Source organism: Leclercia sp. (genome assembly GCF_036780805.1).
Taxonomy (GTDB): Bacteria; Pseudomonadota; Gammaproteobacteria; order Enterobacterales; family Enterobacteriaceae; genus Enterobacter.
Map to the genome: position 1 here is coordinate 1 of NZ_DAIQCE010000005.1, position 21,611 is coordinate 21,611.

The 21,611-nt window shown below is 51.0% G+C and carries 38 protein-coding genes; 6 read left to right on the top strand and 32 right to left on the bottom strand.

Annotation, left to right across the window (positions count from 1 at the left end; translation table 11 throughout):
• Positions 1-299: 299 nt before the first annotated feature.
• Positions 300-854, top strand: a complete 555-nt coding sequence (locus V7Q49_RS14110) for a gamma carbonic anhydrase family protein (RefSeq protein WP_333852878.1) — start codon at positions 300-302, stop codon at positions 852-854.
• Here the strand turns inward: V7Q49_RS14110 and V7Q49_RS14115 are convergent.
• The 6 genes from V7Q49_RS14115 to dprA are packed head-to-tail and all read right to left on the bottom strand — an operon-like array spanning position 830 to position 4,613.
• Positions 830-1,078 (bottom strand): DUF1488 domain-containing protein, encoded by a 249-nt coding sequence (locus V7Q49_RS14115; protein ID WP_333852881.1) that lies wholly within the window; start codon positions 1,076-1,078, stop codon positions 830-832. The genes V7Q49_RS14110 and V7Q49_RS14115 overlap by 25 nt on opposite strands.
• Positions 1,075-1,893 (bottom strand): shikimate dehydrogenase, encoded by an 819-nt coding sequence (gene aroE / locus V7Q49_RS14120; protein ID WP_333852883.1) that lies wholly within the window; start codon positions 1,891-1,893, stop codon positions 1,075-1,077. The genes V7Q49_RS14115 and aroE overlap by 4 nt, the downstream gene beginning before the upstream one ends.
• 4 nt (positions 1,894-1,897) lie before the next feature.
• Complete coding sequence (tsaC, locus tag V7Q49_RS14125) at positions 1,898-2,470, bottom strand: L-threonylcarbamoyladenylate synthase type 1 TsaC (RefSeq protein ID WP_333852885.1); 573 nt, start codon at positions 2,468-2,470, stop codon at positions 1,898-1,900.
• Positions 2,463-3,017: a DNA topoisomerase family protein gene (locus V7Q49_RS14130; protein ID WP_333852887.1), complete on the bottom strand. Its 555-nt coding sequence runs from the start codon at positions 3,015-3,017 to the stop codon at positions 2,463-2,465. Before V7Q49_RS14130 ends, tsaC begins: the two co-directional genes overlap by 8 nt.
• A gap of 26 nt (positions 3,018-3,043) precedes the next feature.
• Positions 3,044-3,517 (bottom strand): DUF494 family protein Smg, encoded by a 474-nt coding sequence (gene smg, locus V7Q49_RS14135; protein ID WP_032614670.1) that lies wholly within the window; start codon positions 3,515-3,517, stop codon positions 3,044-3,046.
• Positions 3,489-4,613 carry a DNA-protecting protein DprA gene (gene dprA / locus V7Q49_RS14140; RefSeq protein ID WP_333852889.1) on the bottom strand — a complete coding sequence of 375 codons (1,125 nt, stop codon included), beginning with the start codon at positions 4,611-4,613 and terminating at the stop codon, positions 3,489-3,491. Before dprA ends, smg begins: the two co-directional genes overlap by 29 nt.
• Positions 4,614-4,740: 127 nt before the next feature.
• Between dprA and def the strand changes: the two genes are divergently transcribed.
• The 5 genes from def to mscL all read left to right on the top strand — a co-directional run bounded on the left by def (position 4,741) and on the right by mscL (position 9,525).
• Entirely contained in the window at positions 4,741-5,250 is a 510-nt protein-coding gene (gene def, locus V7Q49_RS14145) for a peptide deformylase (protein ID WP_262661811.1), read from the top strand.
• Between the two features lie 25 nt (positions 5,251-5,275).
• Complete coding sequence (fmt, locus tag V7Q49_RS14150) at positions 5,276-6,223, top strand: methionyl-tRNA formyltransferase (protein WP_333852891.1); 948 nt, start codon at positions 5,276-5,278, stop codon at positions 6,221-6,223.
• A 52-nt stretch (positions 6,224-6,275) separates the two neighbouring features.
• A complete protein-coding gene (rsmB, locus tag V7Q49_RS14155; protein WP_333852893.1) occupies positions 6,276-7,562 on the top strand; it encodes a 16S rRNA (cytosine(967)-C(5))-methyltransferase RsmB in 1,287 nt (428 codons plus the stop codon).
• Positions 7,563-7,584: 22 nt separating this feature from the next.
• On the top strand, positions 7,585-8,961 hold the full coding sequence (trkA, locus tag V7Q49_RS14160; protein ID WP_333852895.1) for a Trk system potassium transporter TrkA: 1,377 nt from the start codon (positions 7,585-7,587) through the stop codon (positions 8,959-8,961).
• A 147-nt stretch (positions 8,962-9,108) separates the two neighbouring features.
• Positions 9,109-9,525: a large-conductance mechanosensitive channel protein MscL gene (gene mscL / locus V7Q49_RS14165; RefSeq protein ID WP_032614681.1), complete on the top strand. Its 417-nt coding sequence runs from the start codon at positions 9,109-9,111 to the stop codon at positions 9,523-9,525.
• On the opposite strand, the gene V7Q49_RS14170 is transcribed toward mscL, so the two are convergent.
• From V7Q49_RS14170 to rpsS, 26 genes are all read right to left on the bottom strand, one after another.
• Positions 9,493-9,738: an alternative ribosome-rescue factor A gene (locus V7Q49_RS14170; RefSeq protein ID WP_333853246.1), complete on the bottom strand. Its 246-nt coding sequence runs from the start codon at positions 9,736-9,738 to the stop codon at positions 9,493-9,495. The genes mscL and V7Q49_RS14170 overlap by 33 nt on opposite strands.
• Positions 9,739-9,793: 55 nt before the next feature.
• Entirely contained in the window at positions 9,794-10,219 is a 426-nt protein-coding gene (gene zntR, locus V7Q49_RS14175) for a Zn(2+)-responsive transcriptional regulator (protein ID WP_333852897.1), read from the bottom strand.
• Positions 10,220-10,221: 2 nt separating this feature from the next.
• The gene (locus tag V7Q49_RS14180; RefSeq protein WP_333852899.1) at positions 10,222-10,590 is read right to left on the bottom strand and encodes a DUF1992 domain-containing protein; all 369 of its coding nucleotides are present in this window, start codon (positions 10,588-10,590) and stop codon (positions 10,222-10,224) included.
• A gap of 106 nt (positions 10,591-10,696) precedes the next feature.
• A complete protein-coding gene (gene rplQ / locus V7Q49_RS14185; protein ID WP_001216368.1) occupies positions 10,697-11,080 on the bottom strand; it encodes a 50S ribosomal protein L17 in 384 nt (127 codons plus the stop codon).
• Between the two features lie 40 nt (positions 11,081-11,120).
• Complete coding sequence (locus V7Q49_RS14190; RefSeq protein WP_002919219.1) at positions 11,121-12,110, bottom strand: DNA-directed RNA polymerase subunit alpha; 990 nt, start codon at positions 12,108-12,110, stop codon at positions 11,121-11,123.
• A 25-nt stretch (positions 12,111-12,135) separates the two neighbouring features.
• Positions 12,136-12,756, bottom strand: coding sequence for a 30S ribosomal protein S4 (rpsD, locus tag V7Q49_RS14195; protein WP_032614687.1), 621 nt, complete (start codon positions 12,754-12,756; stop codon positions 12,136-12,138).
• A gap of 33 nt (positions 12,757-12,789) precedes the next feature.
• Entirely contained in the window at positions 12,790-13,179 is a 390-nt protein-coding gene (gene rpsK / locus V7Q49_RS14200; protein WP_003863312.1) for a 30S ribosomal protein S11, read from the bottom strand.
• Positions 13,180-13,195: 16 nt separating this feature from the next.
• Positions 13,196-13,552: a 30S ribosomal protein S13 gene (rpsM, locus tag V7Q49_RS14205; protein WP_003031135.1), complete on the bottom strand. Its 357-nt coding sequence runs from the start codon at positions 13,550-13,552 to the stop codon at positions 13,196-13,198.
• 146 nt (positions 13,553-13,698) lie between these two features.
• The gene (gene rpmJ / locus V7Q49_RS14210) at positions 13,699-13,815 is read right to left on the bottom strand and encodes a 50S ribosomal protein L36 (RefSeq protein ID WP_000868187.1); all 117 of its coding nucleotides are present in this window, start codon (positions 13,813-13,815) and stop codon (positions 13,699-13,701) included.
• Between the two features lie 31 nt (positions 13,816-13,846).
• The gene (gene secY / locus V7Q49_RS14215) at positions 13,847-15,178 is read right to left on the bottom strand and encodes a preprotein translocase subunit SecY (RefSeq protein ID WP_039032064.1); all 1,332 of its coding nucleotides are present in this window, start codon (positions 15,176-15,178) and stop codon (positions 13,847-13,849) included.
• Between the two features lie 7 nt (positions 15,179-15,185).
• Positions 15,186-15,620: a 50S ribosomal protein L15 gene (rplO, locus tag V7Q49_RS14220; RefSeq protein WP_032614692.1), complete on the bottom strand. Its 435-nt coding sequence runs from the start codon at positions 15,618-15,620 to the stop codon at positions 15,186-15,188.
• Positions 15,621-15,623: 3 nt separating this feature from the next.
• Positions 15,624-15,803 carry a 50S ribosomal protein L30 gene (gene rpmD, locus V7Q49_RS14225; RefSeq protein ID WP_003863301.1) on the bottom strand — a complete coding sequence of 60 codons (180 nt, stop codon included), beginning with the start codon at positions 15,801-15,803 and terminating at the stop codon, positions 15,624-15,626.
• Positions 15,804-15,809: 6 nt separating this feature from the next.
• Positions 15,810-16,310, bottom strand: coding sequence for a 30S ribosomal protein S5 (gene rpsE, locus V7Q49_RS14230; RefSeq protein ID WP_007369821.1), 501 nt, complete (start codon positions 16,308-16,310; stop codon positions 15,810-15,812).
• Positions 16,311-16,324: 14 nt separating this feature from the next.
• Positions 16,325-16,678 (bottom strand): 50S ribosomal protein L18, encoded by a 354-nt coding sequence (rplR, locus tag V7Q49_RS14235; protein ID WP_032614694.1) that lies wholly within the window; start codon positions 16,676-16,678, stop codon positions 16,325-16,327.
• A gap of 9 nt (positions 16,679-16,687) precedes the next feature.
• Entirely contained in the window at positions 16,688-17,221 is a 534-nt protein-coding gene (rplF, locus tag V7Q49_RS14240; protein ID WP_142487329.1) for a 50S ribosomal protein L6, read from the bottom strand.
• Between the two features lie 12 nt (positions 17,222-17,233).
• Positions 17,234-17,626 (bottom strand): 30S ribosomal protein S8, encoded by a 393-nt coding sequence (gene rpsH, locus V7Q49_RS14245; protein WP_032614699.1) that lies wholly within the window; start codon positions 17,624-17,626, stop codon positions 17,234-17,236.
• 30 nt (positions 17,627-17,656) lie between these two features.
• Positions 17,657-17,962 carry a 30S ribosomal protein S14 gene (rpsN, locus tag V7Q49_RS14250; RefSeq protein ID WP_032614701.1) on the bottom strand — a complete coding sequence of 102 codons (306 nt, stop codon included), beginning with the start codon at positions 17,960-17,962 and terminating at the stop codon, positions 17,657-17,659.
• A 14-nt stretch (positions 17,963-17,976) separates the two neighbouring features.
• Positions 17,977-18,516 carry a 50S ribosomal protein L5 gene (gene rplE / locus V7Q49_RS14255; RefSeq protein ID WP_032614703.1) on the bottom strand — a complete coding sequence of 180 codons (540 nt, stop codon included), beginning with the start codon at positions 18,514-18,516 and terminating at the stop codon, positions 17,977-17,979.
• 14 nt (positions 18,517-18,530) lie between these two features.
• A complete protein-coding gene (rplX, locus tag V7Q49_RS14260) occupies positions 18,531-18,845 on the bottom strand; it encodes a 50S ribosomal protein L24 (protein WP_003863287.1) in 315 nt (104 codons plus the stop codon).
• Between the two features lie 10 nt (positions 18,846-18,855).
• Positions 18,856-19,227 carry a 50S ribosomal protein L14 gene (rplN, locus tag V7Q49_RS14265; RefSeq protein WP_004160583.1) on the bottom strand — a complete coding sequence of 124 codons (372 nt, stop codon included), beginning with the start codon at positions 19,225-19,227 and terminating at the stop codon, positions 18,856-18,858.
• A gap of 165 nt (positions 19,228-19,392) precedes the next feature.
• The gene (rpsQ, locus tag V7Q49_RS14270; protein ID WP_008503489.1) at positions 19,393-19,647 is read right to left on the bottom strand and encodes a 30S ribosomal protein S17; all 255 of its coding nucleotides are present in this window, start codon (positions 19,645-19,647) and stop codon (positions 19,393-19,395) included.
• Complete coding sequence (rpmC, locus tag V7Q49_RS14275; RefSeq protein WP_032614707.1) at positions 19,647-19,838, bottom strand: 50S ribosomal protein L29; 192 nt, start codon at positions 19,836-19,838, stop codon at positions 19,647-19,649. The genes rpsQ and rpmC overlap by 1 nt, the downstream gene beginning before the upstream one ends.
• A complete protein-coding gene (gene rplP, locus V7Q49_RS14280; RefSeq protein WP_002919759.1) occupies positions 19,838-20,248 on the bottom strand; it encodes a 50S ribosomal protein L16 in 411 nt (136 codons plus the stop codon). Before rplP ends, rpmC begins: the two co-directional genes overlap by 1 nt.
• A 12-nt stretch (positions 20,249-20,260) precedes the next feature.
• Positions 20,261-20,962 carry a 30S ribosomal protein S3 gene (gene rpsC / locus V7Q49_RS14285; protein ID WP_000529945.1) on the bottom strand — a complete coding sequence of 234 codons (702 nt, stop codon included), beginning with the start codon at positions 20,960-20,962 and terminating at the stop codon, positions 20,261-20,263.
• Positions 20,963-20,979: 17 nt separating this feature from the next.
• Complete coding sequence (rplV, locus tag V7Q49_RS14290) at positions 20,980-21,312, bottom strand: 50S ribosomal protein L22 (RefSeq protein ID WP_002919773.1); 333 nt, start codon at positions 21,310-21,312, stop codon at positions 20,980-20,982.
• A 14-nt stretch (positions 21,313-21,326) separates the two neighbouring features.
• On the bottom strand, positions 21,327-21,605 hold the full coding sequence (gene rpsS, locus V7Q49_RS14295) for a 30S ribosomal protein S19 (protein WP_001138115.1): 279 nt from the start codon (positions 21,603-21,605) through the stop codon (positions 21,327-21,329).
• Positions 21,606-21,611 lie beyond the last annotated feature (6 nt).

Consider the following 21,611-nt stretch of genomic DNA (forward strand, 5'->3'; position numbering starts at 1 on the left):
AGGTGGCGTATATTACGCTTTCCTCTTTCAGAGTCAAGCGATTATTTCACGCTTTCTTCTTCAATCAACCCGGCTGTTTGTGTGAAGTGATTCACATCCGCCGTGTCGATGGAGGCGCATTATAGGGATCCCAGTTTTTAGCACAAGCATTTTTTCGATCTTTTCTACTGACTGTTCTTTTTTCGTTCTTTTCGCCGAAATCCCACCCAATCTGCTTAAATAATGACGAAATTCCCCCTTGATCAAGCTGAACAATAGGATCAAAGTCTTCTGTAAAAAGCACACCAGTCGAGGTTGATATGTCTGCAGTACTCCGTCCCTATAAAGATCTTTTCCCCACACAAGGCGATCGCGTCATGATCGACAGCAGTAGCGTAGTCATTGGCGACGTTCGAATGGGTGACGATGTCAGTATCTGGCCCCTGGTCGCCATTCGCGGAGATGTTAACTATGTCTCTATCGGCGCACGCACCAATATTCAGGATGGTAGCGTGCTGCATGTCACTCATAAATCCTCTTATAACCCCGAAGGTAATCCCCTGATCGTTGGCGAAGAAGTCACTGTCGGCCACAAAGTGATGCTGCACGGCTGCACTATCGGCAATCGCGTTCTGGTGGGTATGGGATCGATTTTACTGGATGGTGTAGTAATAGAAGATGAGGTGATGATTGGTGCCGGGAGTCTGGTGCCGCAAAACAAGCGGCTGGAAAGTGGCTTTCTCTATTTAGGCAGTCCGGTAAAACAGATCCGCTCCCTGACGGAAGCGGAAAAGGAAGGCCTGAAGTACTCAGCTAATAACTACGTTAAATGGAAGAATGACTATCTGGATCAGGAGAGCCAGAACCATCCCTGATCGTCTTCATCACCCGCGCGGATTGCATCGCTGGCGTCTTCTTCCAGATCCCAGCGATGTTCGCGAAAAAGATCCAGTGGAATACCCTCGCCAAAACGGCGTACCAGCGTAGCCCCTCCAATCGCACACATCATTTGCATGCCATTCACCAGCGCGGGAAAACAGACGGCCAACTTTGCGTCATCCCACGTTTCCCGATCCGGAAACTGGATCGCCTGATTCATGCGGCCAGCTCCCGTTTAAGTTTTTCAATAACCGGCTCTACTGCGGGTAATACACCGTGCCAGAGCATAAAGGCATGCGCAGCTTGCCCCACCAGCATTCCCAGCCCATCAGCGAGATATTTTGCGCCTTGCTGTTCACACCAGTTCAGAAAAGGCGTCTTGCCTTTTTGATAGAACATGTCATAGCAATGAACCTGCGCGTTAATTAATGAAGAGGGAATTGCGGGAACGTCGCCGGCAATACCGCTTGAGGTCGCATTAATGATCAGATCGAATTCATGTCCGCTGAGGGCGTCCATGGCTACCGCATGAATGCTCCCGGTATGGGCAAAAAGGGTGGCCAGTTCTACCGCTCGGGAATAAGTACGATTCGTTATGGTTACTGCGCAGTCCAGAGAAAGCAGCGGTAAAATGACCCCACGCGACGCACCACCCGCCCCGATCAGCAGGATACGCGCGCCAGGTTTGATAAATGACAGCCGTTCCAGATCGCTCAGCAATCCGATACCGTCGGTGTTGTCTCCCAGAATCCGACCATCTTCAAGCCGCTTAAGGGTATTCACCGCTCCCGCAAGGGAGGCACGTTCCGTTAACTCATCGGCGCGCTCGAAGGCCTCTTCTTTAAAAGGCACAGTGACATTCGCTCCTTTTCCGCCACCAGCAAAGAAGCTGTCCAGCGTCGTGACAAAGGCATCCAAGGGCGCAAGCATGCGCCCGTAAGGGTGTTCAATGTTCAACTGCTGCGCAAACTGCTGATGAATAAACGGCGACTTACTGTGAGCGATTGGATTACCAAAAACGGCGTACGCTTCCATCTGATTACCCCTGGCGAAAACGTTCGCCGGTCAAAGCATCACGAATTTCTGACGGATTCAGGCGGCCACCGGTTTCACCGATAACAACCGGGAAATCGTCACCAAACTGCGCTAACACCTCTTCAGAGGTGCGGCAAGGAGGCAACCCCGTCAGATTGGCGCTGGTAGAGACCAGCGGTTTGCCAAAACGATTACAGAGTTCGATAACCAGTGGATGGTCTGTCACGCGAACGGCGAGTGAATCAAACCGTCCCGTCAGCCACCGCGGCGTTGTTGGCAAAGCCGGGAATACAAAGGTCACGGGACCCGGCCAGGCCGCAAAAATGGTTTCACGCTGCGCTGACGTCAACATGGAATCATCTATATAAGGTTTAAGCTGTTCGAAACTGGCCGCGATGAGAATCAGCCCTTTTTCAACCGGTCTCTGCTTGAGTGTTAACAGGCGCGTTACGGCCACTTCGCTGTCGGGATCGCATCCCACCCCAAAAACAGCTTCTGTTGGATAAGCGATGACATCTTCTTTATTCAGTACGTCCAGGGCATGCGAAATGGAGTCTGATTGCAGGTTATTATTCACTTTTTTGATCCGCCGAAACCGGCTTTCCACATTGTTTACTGGCGCAAAAACGCTTCAGGCCTTGCGCCGTTTTCTTCTCGATAAGTAGCGGGTAGTGGCACTCAGGACAGCTTCCCGCCACCGGTTTGAAATTGGTAACGAACTGACATTCAGGATAACGATCGCAGGAGTGGAATGTCTTACCATATCTTGAACGCCGTTGAACAAGATGGCCGCTGTCGCATTGCGGACAGGCCAGGGCTGTTTCATCGGGTTTATCAATCTGTTCAGTGTGATCACATTCAGGATAGCGGCTACAGCCGATAAACATGCCAAAACGCCCCTGACGCAGCGCCAGATCGCCGCCGCACTGCGGGCATGCCTGTCCCTCCAGAACTTTAACAATATGCCCGTCCGCCTGACTTTTCAGGGGACGGACATAATCACAGTCTGGATAGTGTGAACAACCGAGAAAAGGCCCGTGTTTACCGGACCGGATAACAAGCTCTGCCCCGCACTGCGGGCAGGGCTCATTTTTATGCACCGTAAATAGTGCTGATTTGGCCATAACAACTCTTGGTGCTGCATTATGAATTAATGCAGCATACCTTCATTCACTTCAAAGAGTAATTCTTCCATTTGCTGATAGGCGTTTTCACAGCCTGGAATGTTGAACAGAACCATCAGGATGACCCATTTCAGATCTTCCAGCTCAAATTCTGCCGTATCCAGCGCCATGACGCGCTCTATCACCATTTCTCGCGTTTCGAGGTTCAGCACCTGAATCTGCTCCAGGAATAAAACAAATCCCCGGCAACTGGCATCCAGCCTTTCACATTCTTCAGCCGTATAAATGCGTACAGACAGCGGATCGGAAGCTAACTGCATCGGTTCGGCGAGGCCTTCCTGATAATCAGCCAGTTTTTCGAGCCATATTAACGCGTTGTAAATATCTTCCCGTTCGAAACCTGCATCGGTGAGATCGCGTGTAAGTTTGTCCTGATCCACGCGTGCTTCAGCTTCGTTATGGATGTAAGTCTCAAACAAATACATGAGTACGTCGAACATGGCTTGCCCTCCTTAATCGGACATAGCCGCCGGGTACAGCTGCGATCCATCCTGCTAACTCCAGTTCGAGTAGCTGTGCTACCGTTACTGGCACAGGTTGGCCGGCACGTTCAGCGACAACGTCAACAGGTGTTACCTCATCTCCTACGTTAGCCAGGAGCTCAGGAAATGGCAATGCTACCTGCTCCTGATCTGATGAATAAAGCCAATTTTTGGGATCCTCTGGCAACCAGTTAAGGCCATATCGCAAACTTTCCAGAATATCTTCTACCGCCGTCACTGGCGTGGCACCTTGCTTGATCAACCAGTGAGGCCCCTCACATCCAGGGTTTCCTATCGCCCCTGGCAGCGCAAAGACTTCTCGTCCCTGTTCAAGTGCACATTTTGCGGTAACGAGTGAGCCGCTTCTTACCAGCGCTTCTATAACAAATACCCCCTGACTAAGGCCGCTAATGATGCGATTGCGCCGGGGGAAATTACCGGGCCAGGGAGGGGTAGCGAGAGGAAACTCCGAAACGACGGCACCGCCGCTCTCAACAAGACGCCTGGCCAGCGAGGTATGGCGGCGAGGATAGATCTCAGCTAAGCCATTCCCCAAAACCGCCACGCTTTTCCCTTTAACGTTGAGTGCGGCGCGATGCGCGACCCCATCAATCCCACACGCCAGGCCGCTGGTAATCGTCAGGCCCGCCTGGGCTAACTGCTCGCAAAGGCGTGTTCCCCACCGCTCCCCATACCAGGAGTGGGAACGGCTGCCAACAACAGCCAGCTGCAAGCTCGACAGTATCTGCACATCCCCTCTGACAAACAGGGCGCCCGGGTAGTCCGTAATGGCGCGTAGCTGAACCGGATACAGGGCACTGTCTGCACTGATCAGGTGATGATCCGGCTCAGCCAGCCAATCCATGCTGCGCTCAACTTCACGCGGCGAAAATGAAAAGAACCGCGTCGTTTGCCTTTGGGTCAGGCCCGTTTCTGCCAGCACCACGGCATTAATATGGGGTTCGCGCTGCAGCTGCTGCGCTATTGCCACCATCTTATCGCCGTACAATTCTCCAGTGTTTATCAGGCGTAACCATATCTCTGTGGATGTCATCCTTTCCCCTGCCACAAGCCGCTATAGCAATCTTTGCGATTGGTCACTGATGCTGTCAATCAGAGGGGGTTTTGTCTAGAATAGAGGGTATATTCTTATCAACTCCTGAACACGACTCTGGAAATATATGGCAGTTTTGCAAGTGTTACATATCCCGGACGAGCGCCTTCGCAAAGTCGCCGAGCCGGTTAAAGAAGTGAATGCAGAAATTCAACGTATCGTTGATGATATGTTCGATACGATGTACGCCGAAGAAGGCATCGGTCTTGCGGCGACGCAGGTTGATATTCACCAGCGTATCATCGTGATCGACGTTTCCGAAAACCGTGAAGGACGCCTGGTATTAATTAACCCGGAGTTACTGGAAAAAAGCGGCGAAACCGGAATCGAAGAAGGCTGTCTCTCTATTCCTGAGCAGCGAGCGCTGGTTCCTCGTGCAGAGAAAGTCAAAATTCGCGCGCTCGATCGCGACGGTAAGCCGTTCGAACTGGAAGCAGACGACCTGCTGGCAATCTGCATTCAGCACGAGATGGATCACCTGGTCGGTAAGCTGTTTATCGATTATCTCTCGCCACTGAAACAGCAGCGTATTCGTCAGAAAGTAGAGAAACTGGATCGCATGCGCACTCGCGCATAACGTGACCCCGGATACAAGGAATAACGTGTCTACATCACTACGTATCATCTTCGCAGGAACACCTGACTTCGCAGCGCGTCATCTGGTCGCGCTGTTGTCGTCTGGCCATCAGGTTGTTGGCGTTTTTACCCAGCCCGATCGCCCGGCAGGCCGTGGTAAAAAATTGATGCCGAGCCCGGTTAAAGTGCTGGCAGAAGAACACGGTTTACCGGTGTTTCAGCCTGCTTCGTTACGGCCGCAGGAAAACCAGCAGTTAGTTGCCGATTTAAATGCGGATGTCATGGTGGTTGTGGCCTATGGCCTTATTCTGCCAAAAGCGGTGCTTAATATGCCGCGCCTCGGTTGCATTAATGTCCACGGTTCACTGCTTCCGCGCTGGCGTGGGGCGGCACCGATACAACGTTCGTTGTGGGCCGGAGATACCGATACTGGCGTGACAATCATGCAGATGGACGTGGGTCTGGATACCGGCGACATGCTTTATAAGCTCTCTTGCCCCATTACTGCCGACGACACCAGCGCCACGCTGTATGACAAACTGGCGGAGCTTGGCCCAAAAGGTCTTATCGATACGCTGCAACAGCTGGCAGAAAATCGTGCTCAGCCTGAAGTTCAGGACGAAGCTCTGGCGACCTATGCCGAGAAGCTCAGCAAAGAAGAGGCCCGCCTCGACTGGACCCTTTCCGCAGCCCAGCTTGAACGTTGCATCCGGGCATTTAATCCCTGGCCAATGAGCTGGCTGGAGATAGACGGGCAGCCAGTGAAAGTCTGGCAAGCCTCCGTTATTGCCGCACAGGCAAACGCCGCGCCCGGAACGATTATCGAAGCCAGTAAGCAGGGTATTCAGGTCGCAACGGTTGAAGGGATCCTGAATCTGGAATCCTTACAACCTGCAGGTAAAAAAGCCATGAGCGCGCAGGACCTTCTGAACTCGCGCCGCGAATGGTTTACGCCAGGCAAGAGTCTCGCCTGAGATCATCTCCATTTAAGGCCCGGTGTTTCCGGGCATTTTTATTTTTGCGGTTATGAAAAAACAAAATTTACGCAGCCTGGCAGCACAGGCGATTGAGCAAGTGGTCGAACAGGGCCAATCACTGAGCAATGTCCTGCCACCGTTACAGCAAAAAGTTTCTGATAAAGACAAGGCACTGCTTCAGGAGTTGTGCTTTGGCGTCCTGCGCACGCTGCCCCAGCTGGAGTGGCTGATCGGCAAACTGATGGCGCGCCCGATGGCGGGCAAACAGCGCGTGCTCCACTATCTGATCATGGTCGGCTTCTATCAGTTACTGCATACCCGTATTCCGCCACATGCTGCACTGGCTGAGACCGTCGAAGGCGCGGTTGCGGTAAAACGCCCACAGCTGAAGGGGCTGATTAACGGCGTGTTACGCCAGTTCCAGCGCCAACAGGATGAGTTACTGGCTGAATTTTCCCGTTCGGAAAAACGTTTCCTGCATCCTGATTGGTTATTAAAACGCCTGCAAAAAGCCTATCCTCAGCAGTGGGAAACGCTGGTTGAGGCCAACAACCAGCGGCCACCAATGTGGTTACGTGTTAACCGCAATCACCACTCCCGCGACGCCTGGCTGGCGCTACTGGAAGAAGCTGGGATGAGCGGATTCCCACACCCGGAATATAGTGATGCGGTTCGTCTGGCAGCTCCTGCTCCGGTGCATGCCCTTCCTGGATTTGAACAAGGCTGGGTTACCGTTCAGGATGCTTCCGCCCAGGGGTGTATGACCTGGCTTGAACCGCAAAATGGCGAACGTATTCTTGATCTGTGCGCCGCGCCTGGCGGTAAGACCACGCACATTCTGGAAGTCGCACCGCAGGCAAGCGTTATGGCCGTCGACGTTGACGAGCAGCGACTTTCTCGCGTCTACGATAATCTTAAACGTCTGGGCATGAAGGCTGAGGTTAAGCAGGGCGATGGGCGCACACCCGCTACGTGGTGCGGTGATGAGCAGTTCGACCGTATTTTACTGGACGCCCCCTGCTCCGCTACCGGAGTGATCCGCCGTCATCCGGATATTAAATGGTTACGCCGTGACCGGGATATTATTGAGTTGGCTCAGCTGCAGTCAGAGATCCTGGACGCTATCTGGCCACATCTGAAAACAGGTGGGACGCTGGTTTATGCTACCTGTTCCGTACTGCCTGAAGAGAACAGTCAGCAGATCGCCGCATTCCTCAAGCGTACACCAGATGCACGTCTGCATCTGACCGGTACTCCGGAACTGCCCGGCAAACAAAACCTGCCTGGGGCAGAAGAAGGCGACGGCTTCTTTTACGCTAAGCTGATCAAAGAGTGATGTTGATAACGGGTCACAAGATATGAAGATAATTATTCTGGGCGCGGGACAGGTGGGCGGTACGCTGGCAGAAAACCTGGTCGGTGAGAATAACGACATCACTATCGTTGATACCAATGGCGATCGTCTGCGCAGCCTGCAGGATAAATTCGACCTGCGTGTGGTTCAGGGACATGGTTCTCATCCGCGGGTATTACGTGAAGCCGGTGCTGATGATGCCGATATGCTGGTTGCTGTTACCAGTTCTGATGAAACCAATATGGTTGCCTGTCAGGTCGCCTATTCGTTATTCAACACGCCGAATCGCATCGCGCGCATCCGTTCCCCGGATTATGTTCGTGATGCTGATAAGTTGTTTAATTCCGATGCCGTTCCTATCGACCATTTAATCGCGCCTGAACAGCTGGTAATCGACAGTATCTACCGGCTGATCGAATACCCGGGCGCGCTGCAGGTGGTAAATTTCGCGGAAGGCAAAGTCAGCCTTGCAGTGGTAAAAGCCTATTATGGTGGCCCGTTAATTGGCAACGCACTCTCCACCATGCGCGAACATATGCCGCATATCGACACCCGCGTCGCCGCCATTTTTCGGCATGATCGCCCTATCCGACCCCAAGGTTCCACCATTGTCGAAGCCGGGGATGAAGTGTTCTTTATCGCCGCATCACAGCATATTCGTGCGGTGATGAGCGAGCTTCAGCGGCTGGAAAAACCTTATAAACGCATCATGTTGGTCGGAGGCGGTAATATCGGCGCCGGTCTGGCTCGCCAGCTGGAAAAAGATTACAGCGTTAAATTGATCGAACGCGATCAACAGCGTGCAGCTGAGCTGGCTGAAAAACTGCAGAATACGATCGTTTTCTATGGCGATGCGTCGGATCAGGAGCTGCTTGCCGAAGAGCATATCGATCAAGTCGATCTGTTTATTGCGGTTACCAACGATGACGAAGCCAACATCATGTCAGCGATGCTGGCAAAACGGATGGGGGCGAAGAAGGTCATGGTGCTTATCCAGCGCAAGGCCTACGTCGATCTGGTGCAGGGAAGCGTTATCGATATTGCGATTTCGCCACAACAGGCCACCATTTCAGCCCTGTTGAGCCATGTACGTAAAGCGGATATTGTCGGTGTATCTTCCCTTCGTCGTGGGGTAGCAGAAGCGATCGAAGCCGTAGCTCATGGCGATGAGAGCACGTCCCGCGTAGTTGGACGTACCATTGACGAAATTAAGCTTCCGCCGGGTACTATTATTGGCGCGGTAGTGAGGGGTAACGATGTGATGATTGCCAATGACAACCTGCGCATTGAACAGGGCGATCACGTCATCATGTTCCTGACAGATAAAAAGTTTATTACCGACGTCGAACGTCTGTTCCAGCCAAGTCCTTTCTTCCTGTAATCCCTGAAAGGTGCTGTTATCAGCACCTTTTCTTTTTAACCCAATAATATGTAAGGGTTATATTTCTGTGATCCATATCTCTCTTCAATGGCAATCCGCTAATGATTTGTTAAACTTGTATCTGTCAGCTGGCACAAGGAGAACATAATGAGTTTTATTAAAGAATTTCGCGAATTTGCGATGCGCGGAAATGTAGTGGATTTGGCTGTGGGTGTGATTATTGGTGCAGCGTTCGGTAAGATCGTTTCATCACTGGTTGCCGATATCATTATGCCCCCGCTGGGACTGTTAATTGGCGGGATCGATTTCAAACAATTCGCTATAACCTTGCGTGAAGCACAAGGTGATATTCCTGCGGTAGTCATGCACTACGGCGTGTTTATTCAAAACGTATTTGATTTTGTGATCGTTGCTTTTGCCATTTTCATGGCGATTAAGCTGATCAACCGTCTGAACCGTAAGAAAAAAGAAGAACCGGCTGCCCCGGCAGCCCCATCGAAAGAAGAAGTGCTGCTGACAGAAATTCGTGACTTACTGAAAGCGCAAAACAACCGCACTTTGTAAGACTCTGAAAGCAAGAAGGCCAGTGGTAAGAAAGCGATTTGCTTGCTTGCCACTGGCCTCCCAGTTACCCCGTTTTGCATGTTTCGTTTTACGCAGATAACTCCCTTTCCCTTTCTTATTTTTCTCAATCCGCTGCCTGAATAAGGGATCATGTAATAATGCTTCAATAGCGTTATCGTTGATTTGACCTTTCTTGTGCTGATAATGGCTCATAGTTTCTCCGGTATATAATAAATCTACGCAAGTGTAGAAGCCGTAGGTAATAAAATCAACAGCCGCGAGTTCCTCCATTTGCCCCTTGTTCGAGAGTTTCAAGGATGGAGCAATAAACGCTGCTGTGAGCAGTGCCACAGCAGGCATCGTTTAGTCGCTGTAAAGACAGACGCATCGTTTGTAACTCTTCAATACGCGCTTCGACTTCACTCAGCCTCGCCTGCACGATGCTTTTTGATTCCTGGCAGGTATGGTGCTCAGGATCGATGCGGATCGATAACAGTTCGCGGATCGATTCAAGAGTAAACCCCAGCTGTCGTGCATGGCGAATGAATTTCAGACGTTGAAGATCCTTATCGGTATACAGCCGAAAGCCACCTTCCGTACGAACCTCATGCTCCATCATTTGCTGCTTTTCGTAATAACGAATGGTGTCAGGCGTAACGTCAGCCAGCTTCGCAATCTCACCAATACGATACATCGCTAGTCCTCATTCATTTTTTGCGCCAGCCTGTCAGCGTAGTCGCCGCGCAGGAATTCTGTGCTTACGCCCGCCTGTCGCAGCTTAAGTTCGAGAAGTGCAAGGCGACGCTTGTAATCCGTGTGCTCGGCAGAACCCTGCCTGACCGTAGCGAGTAATTGGGCAAGCTCAACCGCTTCTTTGCGCTGCTCAAGTTCTGGCGGCAGGCAACCTGCATTTTTCAACATCCGGTAGCCTGCTCGTAATTCAGCAGGAACGTGCGAATCATCGTCCAGTATCAGCGGATGACCACTCCCGGGCAGGTTATCAAATTCACCCTGGCGTTGGGCATCAAGAATGTGTCGTTCTGCCCACTGATCGAGCAACCACATAGCAAAGCTCCGCAGGGAATAAAATGAATATGACTATTGTAGGAAAGTGGGGATTTAGCAGATATAAAAAAACCCGCCGGAGCGGGTTTTTTTACGTTACTACAGATTACTCTGCAGCAGCTTCTGCTTTCTCTGAACGATCAACCAGCTCGATGTAAGCCATCGGCGCGTTGTCGCCTGCACGGAAGCCACACTTCAGAATACGAGTGTAACCACCGGCACGGCTCGCGAAACGCGGGCCCAGTTCGTTAAACAGTTTTGCCACGATCTCGTTATCACGAGTACGGGCGAATGCCAGACGACGATTAGCAACGCTGTCAGTCTTGGCAAGAGTAATCAGCGGCTCAACTACGCGACGCAGCTCTTTCGCTTTAGGCAGGGTCGTCTTGATGATTTCATGACGAACCAGTGAACCTGCCATGTTGCGGAACATAGCCTGGCGATGGCTGCTGTTGCGGTTCAGTTGACGACCACTCTTACGATGGCGCATGACCTTATCCTTCTCAGTAAAACCTTAACCTGTGATCCGGTTACTCGTCAGCAATGCTTGCCGGTGGCCAGTTTTCCAGGCGCATGCCCAGAGACAGACCACGTGAAGCCAGCACGTCTTTAATCTCAGTAAGAGATTTTTTACCCAGGTTCGGCGTTTTCAGCAACTCAACCTCGGTACGCTGTACCAGATCACCGATATAGTGGATAGCTTCTGCCTTGAGGCAGTTAGCAGAGCGGACAGTCAATTCCAGATCGTCAACAGGGCGCAGCAGGATCGGATCGAATTCTGGTTTCTCTTCTTTTACTTCCGGCTGACGTACATCACGTAAGTCAACGAAAGCTTCCAGTTGTTCTGCCAGGATGGTTGCCGCACGACGAATCGCCTCTTCAGGATCGATTGTGCCGTTGGTTTCCATTTCGATGACCAGCTTGTCCAGGTCGGTACGCTGTTCTACACGCGCTGCTTCAACATTGTAGGCAATACGCTCTACAGGGCTGTAGCATGCGTCGACCAGCAGACGGCCGATTGGGCGCTCATCTTCTTCCGAATGAATTCGGGCAGAAGCCGGCACATAACCACGACCGCGCTGAACTTTGATACGCATGCTAATAGCTGCGTTCTCATCGGTCAGGTGGCAGATCACGTGCTGCGGCTTGACGATTTCGACATCACCGTCGTGGGTGATATCGGCTGCAGTCACAGGGCCAATGCCAGATTTATTCAGAGTAAGAATAACTTCATCTTTACCCTGAACTCTCACCGCCAGCCCTTTCAGGTTGAGCAGGATTTCAAGGATATCTTCCTGAACGCCTTCTTTGGTGCTGTACTCATGAAGTACACCATCAATCTCAACCTCGGTCACCGCGCAACCCGGCATCGATGAGAGCAGAATACGGCGCAGTGCGTTACCCAGAGTATGGCCAAAGCCACGCTCTAAAGGCTCAAGGGTCACCTTGGCGTGCGTCGAACTCACTTGCTCGATATCTACCAGGCGCGGTTTTAGAAACTCTGTCACAGAACCCTGCATTGTGTCCTCTCTTTGGTACTAAGCTTTACTTGGAGTAAAGCTCGACGATCAGGTGTTCGTTAATGTCCGCAGACAGATCAGAACGTTCCGGCTGACGCTTGAACGTACCTTCCATCTTGCCAGCATCAACTTCCAGCCAGGTTGGCTTTTCACGCTGCTCAGCCAGCTCCAGAGCGGCTTTCACGCGAGATTGCTTTTTCGCTTTCTCACGAATGCTAACAACGTCATTCGCTTTAACCTGATAAGAAGCGATGTTAACAACACGACCGTTTACCATGATTGCTTTATGGCTAACCATCTGACGTGCTTCAGCACGAGTGGCGCCAAAGCCCATACGGTATACAACGTTGTCCAGACGACCTTCCAGCAGAGCCAACAGGTTTTCACCGGTGTTGCCTTTCAGACGTGCTGCTTCTTTATAGTAGTTACGGAACTGACGCTCCAGCACACCGTACATACGGCGAACTTTCTGCTTTTCACGCAACTGCACACCATAGTCAGACAGACGCGGTTTACGCGCACCGTGCTGGCCAGGAGCTTGTTCAATTTTACACTTGGTATCGATCGCGCGAACGCCAGACTTAAGGAATAAGTCGGTACCCTCGCGACGGCTAAGCTTGAGCTTAGGACCCAAATATCTTGCCATTTTCTATCTCCAACAATCCTAGAAACGAACGCGTTATACGCGACGTTTTTTCGGCGGACGACAACCGTTATGAGGGATCGGAGTCACATCAGTAATATTAGTGATGCGGAAACCAGCGGCGTTCAGAGCACGAACAGTAGATTCGCGACCCGGACCCGGACCTTTTACCATAACTTCCAGATTCTTGATGCCGTATTCTTTTACGGCTTCAGCGCAACGCTCTGCTGCAACCTGAGCTGCGAACGGAGTGGATTTGCGTGAACCACGGAAACCGGAACCACCGGCTGTTGCCCAACCCAGCGCGTTACCCTGACGATCAGTAATAGTAACGATGGTGTTGTTGAAAGAAGCATGGATATGAGCCACGCCGTCAGAGACTTGTTTTCTTACACGCTTACGTGCACGAACTGGTGCCTTTGCCATTATTCAATCACCCCGATTATTTCTTGATCGGTTTGCGCGGACCCTTACGGGTACGTGCGTTGGTCTTGGTGCGCTGGCCGCGAACCGGGAGACCACGACGATGACGCAAACCGCGATAGCAACCAAGGTCCATAAGGCGCTTGATGCTCATGCTAACTTCACGGCGCAGATCACCTTCAACGACAAATTTGGCAACTTCGTCACGCAGCGTGTCGATTTGTTCTTCAGACAGCTCACTGATCTTAACATCTTCAGCGATACCCGCTGCAGCCAGAATGGCTTTAGAACGGGTCTTGCCGACGCCATAGATCGAAGTTAATGCGATCACAGCATGTTTCTGATCAGGAATGTTAATGCCTGCTATACGGGCCACTATGCACTCCTACTATTTAATATGTACGCACCATGCTGAAAAGCCCGTTTTCAGGATACTCAAATGGAAACGTACAGACATACAAAAGATTGGCTGGCTAATCTAGCCAGCTCAACCCAACTTTGCAAGAAAAATATGCGAAATAATCAGCCTTGGCGCTGTTTATGCTTCGGCTCGGCACTGCAAATCACACGGATGACACCATCACGCTTAACGATTTTGCAGTTACGGCATAATTTCTTGACGGAAGCACGAACTTTCATTTTTACTCTCCGTAACTTCTCGGGCGCCCTGTTAGCGGCCGTAGCCTTTCAGGTTCGCCTTCTTCAATGCAGACTCGTACTGACTAGACATCATCAGAGTTTGCACTTGAGCCATAAAGTCCATAATGACGACAACAACGATAAGCAGTGAAGTCCCACCGAAGTAGAACGGTACTTTCATTGCATCACGCATGAACTCCGGGATCAGGCAGATAAAAGTAATATAAAGCGCACCAACCAAAGTCAGGCGAGTCATTACTTTATCGATATACTTCGCCGTTTGCTCTCCCGGACGAATTCCTGGTACAAATGCACCGGACTTCTTCAGGTTATCTGCTGTTTCACGCGGGTTGAAGACCAACGCCGTGTAGAAGAAACAGAAGAAGATGATCGCAGACGCATAGAGTAACACATAAAGTGGTTGCCCAGGCTGCAAATACAGCGAAATTGTTGTCAGCCAGTTCCAACCAGTCCCGCCCCCGAACCATGACGCGATGGTCGCCGGGAACAGAATAATACTGGAAGCGAAGATCGCCGGGATTACCCCTGCCATGTTCACTTTCAGCGGTAAATGTGTGCTCTGTGCAGCATAGACACGACGACCTTGCTGACGTTTCGCGTAGTTTACCACAATGCGGCGTTGACCACGTTCAACGAAGATAACAAAGAACGTCACTGCAAATACTAATACTGCAACCAACAGCAACAGGAGGAAGTGCAGGTCGCCTTGACGCGCTTGCTCGATAGTATGGGCAATGGCTGGCGGGAGTCCCGCAACAATACCAGCGAAAATAATGATCGAAATACCGTTACCGATACCACGTTCAGTAATTTGTTCGCCGAGCCACATCAGGAACATGGTTCCTGAAACCAGACTTACAACAGCGGTGAAATAGAATGCAAAGCCTGGGTTAATAACCAGGCCCTGCATACCAGGCATATTCGGTAGACCGGTAGCAATACCGATCGACTGGAATATTGCCAGCACCAGAGTGCCGTAACGGGTGTACTGGCTGATCTTACGACGACCAGACTCCCCTTCTTTCTTCAGTTCTGCCAGGGTCGGATGAACGACCGTCAGCAGCTGGATAATGATCGATGCCGAAATGTACGGCATGATACCCAGAGCAAAGATTGAAGCACGGCTGAGAGCACCACCAGAGAACATGTTAAACATTTCAATGATGGTGCCTCGCTGTTGCTCAAGCAGTTTGGCAAGTACAGCGGCATCAATACCAGGGATCGGAATGAAAGAGCCAATACGGAACACAATAAGCGCACCGATTACAAACAACAGTCTGCGTTTCAGCTCGCCTAAGCCACCTTTGGCACTTTGAAAATCTAATCCCGGTTGTTTAGCCATCTGCTACTTATTCCTCGATTTTACCGCCAGCAGCTTCGATAGCAGCACGAGCACCTTTAGTAACACGCAGGCCACGAACAGTTACCGGAGTAGAAACTTCACCAGCCAGGATCACTTTCGCGAACTCGATCTGGATACCGATAATGTTTGCTGCTTTCAGCGTGTTCAGGTCTACAACGCCGCCTTCAACTTTCGCCAGGTCAGACAGACGAACTTCGGCTGTGATCGCTGATTTGCGAGAGGTGAAGCCGAACTTCGGCAGACGACGGTACAGTGGCATCTGGCCACCCTCGAAACCGCGACGTACGCCACCGCCAGAACGAGAGTTCTGACCTTTGTGACCACGACCACCGGTTTTGCCGAGGCCAGAACCGATACCACGACCCAGGCGTTTACCCGCCTTTTTAGAGCCTTCGGCCGGAGACAGAGTATTTAAACGCATCTCTTACTCCTCAACTTTAACCATGAAGTAAACCGCGTTGACCATACCACGAACAGCAGGAGTATCCTCGCGCTCAACGGTATGACCAATACGACGCAGACCCAGGCCAAGCAGCGTTGCCTTGTGTTTCGGCAGACGTCCGATTGCACTGCGGGTTTGTGTAATTTTAATAGTCTTTGCCATGGTCAATTACCCCAGAATTTCTTCAACGGATTTACCACGCTTGGCAGCGACCATTTCTGGAGATTTCATATTTTCCAGGCCATCAATAGTTGCACGAACCACGTTAATCGGGTTGGTGGAACCATATGCTTTAGCCAGAACGTTATGAACTCCAGCAACTTCCAGAACGGCGCGCATTGCACCACCGGCGATGATACCGGTACCTTCGGAAGCTGGCTGCATGAAGACACGAGAACCCGTGTGAGTACCCTTAACAGGGTGCTGCAGGGTGCCGTGGTTCAGCGCGACGTTAATCATATTGCGACGGGCTTTTTCCATCGCTTTCTGGATCGCTGCTGGAACTTCACGCGCTTTACCGTAACCAAAACCAACGCGACCATTACCATCACCAACAACAGTCAGAGCTGTGAAGGAGAAAATACGACCACCTTTAACGGTTTTAGATACGCGGTTAACCGCGATCAGCTTTTCCTGCAGTTCGCCAGCCTGTTTTTCGATGTGAGCCATCTTACACCTCTACCTTAGAACTGAAGGCCAGCTTCACGGGCAGCATCTGCCAGTGCCTGGACACGACCATGATATTGGAACCCGGAACGGTCAAAGGACACAACTGTGATGCCTTTTTCCAGAGCGCGTTCAGCAACAGCTTTACCTACAGCTGCAGCGGCGTCTTTGTTACCGGTGTACTTCAATTGTTCAGTAATAGCTTTTTCTACAGTAGAAGCAGCTACCAGAACTTCAGAACCGTTTGGTGCAATTACCTGTGCGTAAATATGACGCGGGGTACGATGTACCACCAGGCGAGTTGCACCCAGCTCTTTGAGCTTGCGGCGTGCGCGGGTCGCACGACGGATACGAGCAGATTTCTTATCCATAGTGTTACCTTACTTCTTCTTAGCCTCTTTGGTACGCACGACTTCGTCGGCGTAACGAACACCCTTGCCTTTATAAGGCTCAGGACGACGGTAGGCGCGCAGATCTGCTGCAACCTGACCGATCAGCTGTTTATCAGCGCCTTTCAGCACGATTTCAGTCTGAGTCGGGCATTCTGCAGTGATACCGGCAGGCAGCGGATGCTCAACAGGGTGTGAGAAGCCCAGAGACAGGCCTACTGCATTCCCTTTGATCGCTGCACGGTAACCTACACCAACCAGTTGAAGCTTTTTAGTGAAGCCTTCGGTAACACCAACAACCATTGAGTTCAGCAGGGCACGCGCGGTACCAGCCTGAGCCCAGCCATCAACGTAACCAGTACGTGGGCCGAAGGTCAGAGCGTTGTCTGCATGATTAACTTCAACAGCATCGTTGAGGGTACGAGTCAGCTCGCCATTTTTACCTTTGATCGTAATAACCTGACCGTCGATTTTTACATCAACGCCGGCAGGAATAACGACCGGTGCTTTAGCAACACGAGACATTTTTTCCTCCGATTAGGCTACGTAGCAGATAATTTCGCCACCAAGACCAGCTTGGCGCGCTGCACGATCAGTCATAACACCTTTAGAGGTAGAAACAACTGCGATACCCATGCCGGCCATAACTTTTGGCAGCTCATCTTTTTTCTTATAGATGCGCAGGCCTGGGCGGCTGACACGCTGAATGCTTTCTACAACAGCTTTACCCTGGAAATACTTGAGAGTAAGTTCCAGTTCCGGCTTGGTGTCGCCTTCAACTTTAAAATCTTCGATAAAACCTTCTTCCTTCAGCACGTTGGCAATTGCCACTTTCAGCTTGGCGGAAGGCATGGTGACCGCAACTTTGTTCGCGGCCTGACCGTTACGGATACGGGTCAGCATATCCGCGATCGGATCTTGCATGCTCATCTGTCTTTACTCCCGTGATTCAATTGGTAATTACCAGCTAGCCTTTTTCAAGCCTGGTACTTCACCGCGCATGGCGGCTTCACGCAGTTTGATACGGCTCAACCCGAACTTGCCCACGAAACCATGTGGACGACCTGTTTGACGACAGCGGTTACGCTGACGAGACGGGCTGGAATCACGCGGCAGAGACTGCAGCTTGAGAACAGCATTCCAACGATCTTCGTCGGAAGCGTTCACATCAGAAATGATCGCTTTCAGTTCAGCGCGTTTAGCGAAGAATTTATCAGCTAAAGCTACGCGCTTTACTTCGCGTGCTTTCATTGATTGCTTAGCCATTCAGTAACCCTACCTTACTTGCGGAACGGGAAGTCAAACGCAGCCAGCAGAGCGCGGCCTTCTTCGTCAGAGTTCGCAGTAGTGGTAATGGTAATATCCAAACCACGCACGCGGTCGACTTTATCGTAGTCGATCTCTGGGAAGATGATCTGCTCACGGACACCCATGCTGTAGTTGCCACGACCGTCGAAAGACTTAGCGGACAAGCCACGGAAGTCACGGATACGTGGAACAGCAATAGAGATCAGGCGCTCAAGGAACTCCCACATGCGTTCGCCACGCAGAGTTACTTTACAGCCGATCGGATAGCCCTGACGGATTTTGAAGCCTGCAACAGATTTGCGTGCTTTGGTGATCAGCGGTTTTTGACCGGAGATTGCTGTCAGATCAGCTGCTGCGTTATCCAGCAGTTTCTTGTCAGCGATCGCTTCACCAACACCCATGTTCAGGGTGATCTTCTCGACCCGAGGGACTTGCATGACAGAATTGTAGTTAAACTCAGTCATGAGTTTGTTAACTACTTCGTCTTTGTAGTAATCATGCAGTTTCGCCATCGTACTACTCCAAATTACTTGATAGTTTCGCTGTTAGACTTGAAGAAACGGACTTTTTTGCCGTCTTCGAATCTAAAGCCTACACGGTCAGCCTTGCCGGTTGCCGCATTGAAGATTGCAACGTTAGAAACCTGAATTGCAGCTTCTTTTTCAACGATGCCACCTGGCTGGTTCAGGGCCGGAACCGGCTTCTGATGTTTCTTAACCAGGTTGATACCTTCAACGACGAGTTTGCCGGAAGACAGAACATTTTTTACTTTACCGCGTTTACCTTTATCTTTACCGGTTAACACGATAACTTCGTCATCACGACGGATTTTCGCTGCCATGATTCGCTCCTTAGAGTACTTCTGGTGCCAGAGAGATAATTTTCATGAACTTTTCAGTACGAAGTTCACGAGTTACCGGCCCAAAGATACGCGTGCCGATAGGCTGCTCGCTGTTATTGTTTAAAATAACGCATGCATTACCATCGAAGCGAATGACAGAACCGTCAGGGCGACGAACACCCTTCCTGGTGCGCACCACTACCGCTTTCAGCACATCACCTTTTTTGACCTTACCACGTGGAATTGCTTCCTTGATGGTGATCTTGATGATGTCGCCTACGCCTGCGTAGCGACGGTGCGAGCCACCCAGAACCTTGATACACATTACGCGACGTGCACCGGAGTTGTCGGCGACGTTCAGCATAGTCTGTTCTTGGATCATTTCAGTGCTCCGCTAATGTCAACTACTACCTGAGACTCTAAAATCAGAGCCGTTAAAAAGCCCCATATCGAGGGCGCGGCATTATAACACCGCTTCTGCAATATGGGTAGAAAAAATAAACGGCTCATTGCTGAGCCGTTTATTCGTATCGAGAAGGCTACTCTATTACAGAACCGCTTTCTCTACAACGCGAACCAGCGTCCAGGACTTAGTCTTGGACAGTGGACGGCATTCACGGATTTCAACCTTGTCGCCGATACCACATTCGTTGTTCTCGTCATGTACGTGCAGTTTGGTCGTACGCTTGATGAATTTACCGTAGATCGGGTGTTTCACAATACGTTCGATAGCTACAACAATGGATTTCTCCATTTTGTCGCTAACAACACGACCTTGCAGAGTACGGATTTTATCGGTCATTACGCACCCGCCTTCTGAGTCAGTAAAGTCTTAACGCGTGCAACATCACGACGTACCTGCTTCAGCAGGTGAGTCTGTTGCAGCTGGCCACTTGCAGCCTGCATACGCAGGTTGAACTGCTCACGCAGCAGGTTCAGCAGCTCAGCGTTCAGCTCTTCTACGCTTTTTTCACGCAGCTCATTTGCTTTCATTACATCACCGTCTTAGTTACAAAGGTGGTTTTGATAGGCAGTTTCGCTGCTGCCAGGCCGAAGGCTTCACGGGCCAGCTCTTCCGGAACACCGTCCATTTCATACAGGACTTTGCCCGGTTGGATCAAGGCAACCCAGTACTCCACGTTACCTTTACCTTTACCCATACGAACTTCCAGCGGCTTCTCGGTAATTGGTTTGTCCGGGAATACACGGATCCAAATTTTACCTTGACGCTTAACTGCACGGGTCATAGCACGACGTGCTGCTTCGATCTGACGTGCAGTCAGACGACCACGGCCAACAGCTTTCAGACCGAAAGTGCCGAAGCTAACATCCGTACCCTGCGCCAGACCACGGTTGCGGCCTTTGTGCACTTTACGGAATTTTGTACGCTTTGGTTGTAACATCAGCGACGCTCCTTATTTACGGCCTTTACGCTGCTGCTTTTTAGGTTGCGCAGCCGGTTTTTCCGGTTGTTCAACAGCAGCCATACCACCCAGGATCTCACCTTTGAAGATCCATACCTTAACGCCGATTACACCGTAAGTGGTGTGCGCTTCAGAGGTGTTGTAGTCGATGTCAGCACGCAGAGTGTGCAGCGGTACGCGACCTTCGCGGTACCATTCGGTACGTGCGATTTCCGCGCCGCCCAGACGGCCGCTAACTTCAACTTTGATACCTTTAGCGCCCAGACGCATTGCGTTCTGTACAGCACGCTTCATAGCACGACGGAACATAACGCGACGTTCCAGCTGTGAAGTGATGCTGTCAGCAACCAATTTAGCGTCCAGTTCAGGCTTACGAACTTCAGCGATATTGATCTGTGCAGGAACGCCAGCGATATCCGCTACGACCTTGCGCAGTTTTTCTACGTCTTCGCCTTTCTTACCGATTACGATGCCAGGACGAGCAGTGTGAATGGTCACACGGATGCTCTTAGCTGGACGCTCGATAACGATACGAGATACAGACGCTTTAGCCAGTTCCTTAGTCAGGTACTGACGTACTTTAAAATCGCTGTCCAGGTTGTCAGCGAATTCTTTGGTGTTCGCAAACCAGGTTGAGTTCCATGGTTTTACAATACCCAGGCGAATACCATTAGGATGTACTTTCTGACCCATTGCTAGTCTCCAGAGTCTCAGCGATCGGACACAACCACAGTAATGTGGCTGGTGCGCTTCAGGATGCGATCTGCACGACCTTTCGCACGCGGCATAATGCGCTTCATGCTTGGGCCTTCGTCTACGAAGATTTTCGCGACTTTCAGATCGTCAATGTCAGCGCCATCGTTGTGTTCAGCGTTAGCAATGGCAGATTCCAGTACCTTCTTAACCAATACCGCAGCTTTCTTGTTGGTATAGGTCAGGATGTCCAGGGCCTGCGACACTTTCTTACCGCGAATCAGGTCAGCAACAAGGCGAACCTTCTGAGCAGAAGAACGAGCATGGCGATGTTGAGCTAAAGTTTCCATCTCTTCCTCCTACCTTATTTCTTCTTCGCTTTTTTATCAGCAGCATGGCCGCGATAAGTACGAGTCGGTGCGAATTCACCCAGTTTGTGACCGACCATTTCGTCGGAAACAAAGACTGGAACGTGCTGACGACCATTATGGACAGCGATGGTCAAACCGATCATGTTAGGAAAGATCGTTGAACGACGGGACCAAGTGCGCAGGGGCTTCTTGTCTCCGCTTTCCACCGCTTTCTCTACCTTCTTCAGCAAGTGCAGGTCAATAAAAGGACCTTTCTTGAGAGAACGTGGCATGGCTTA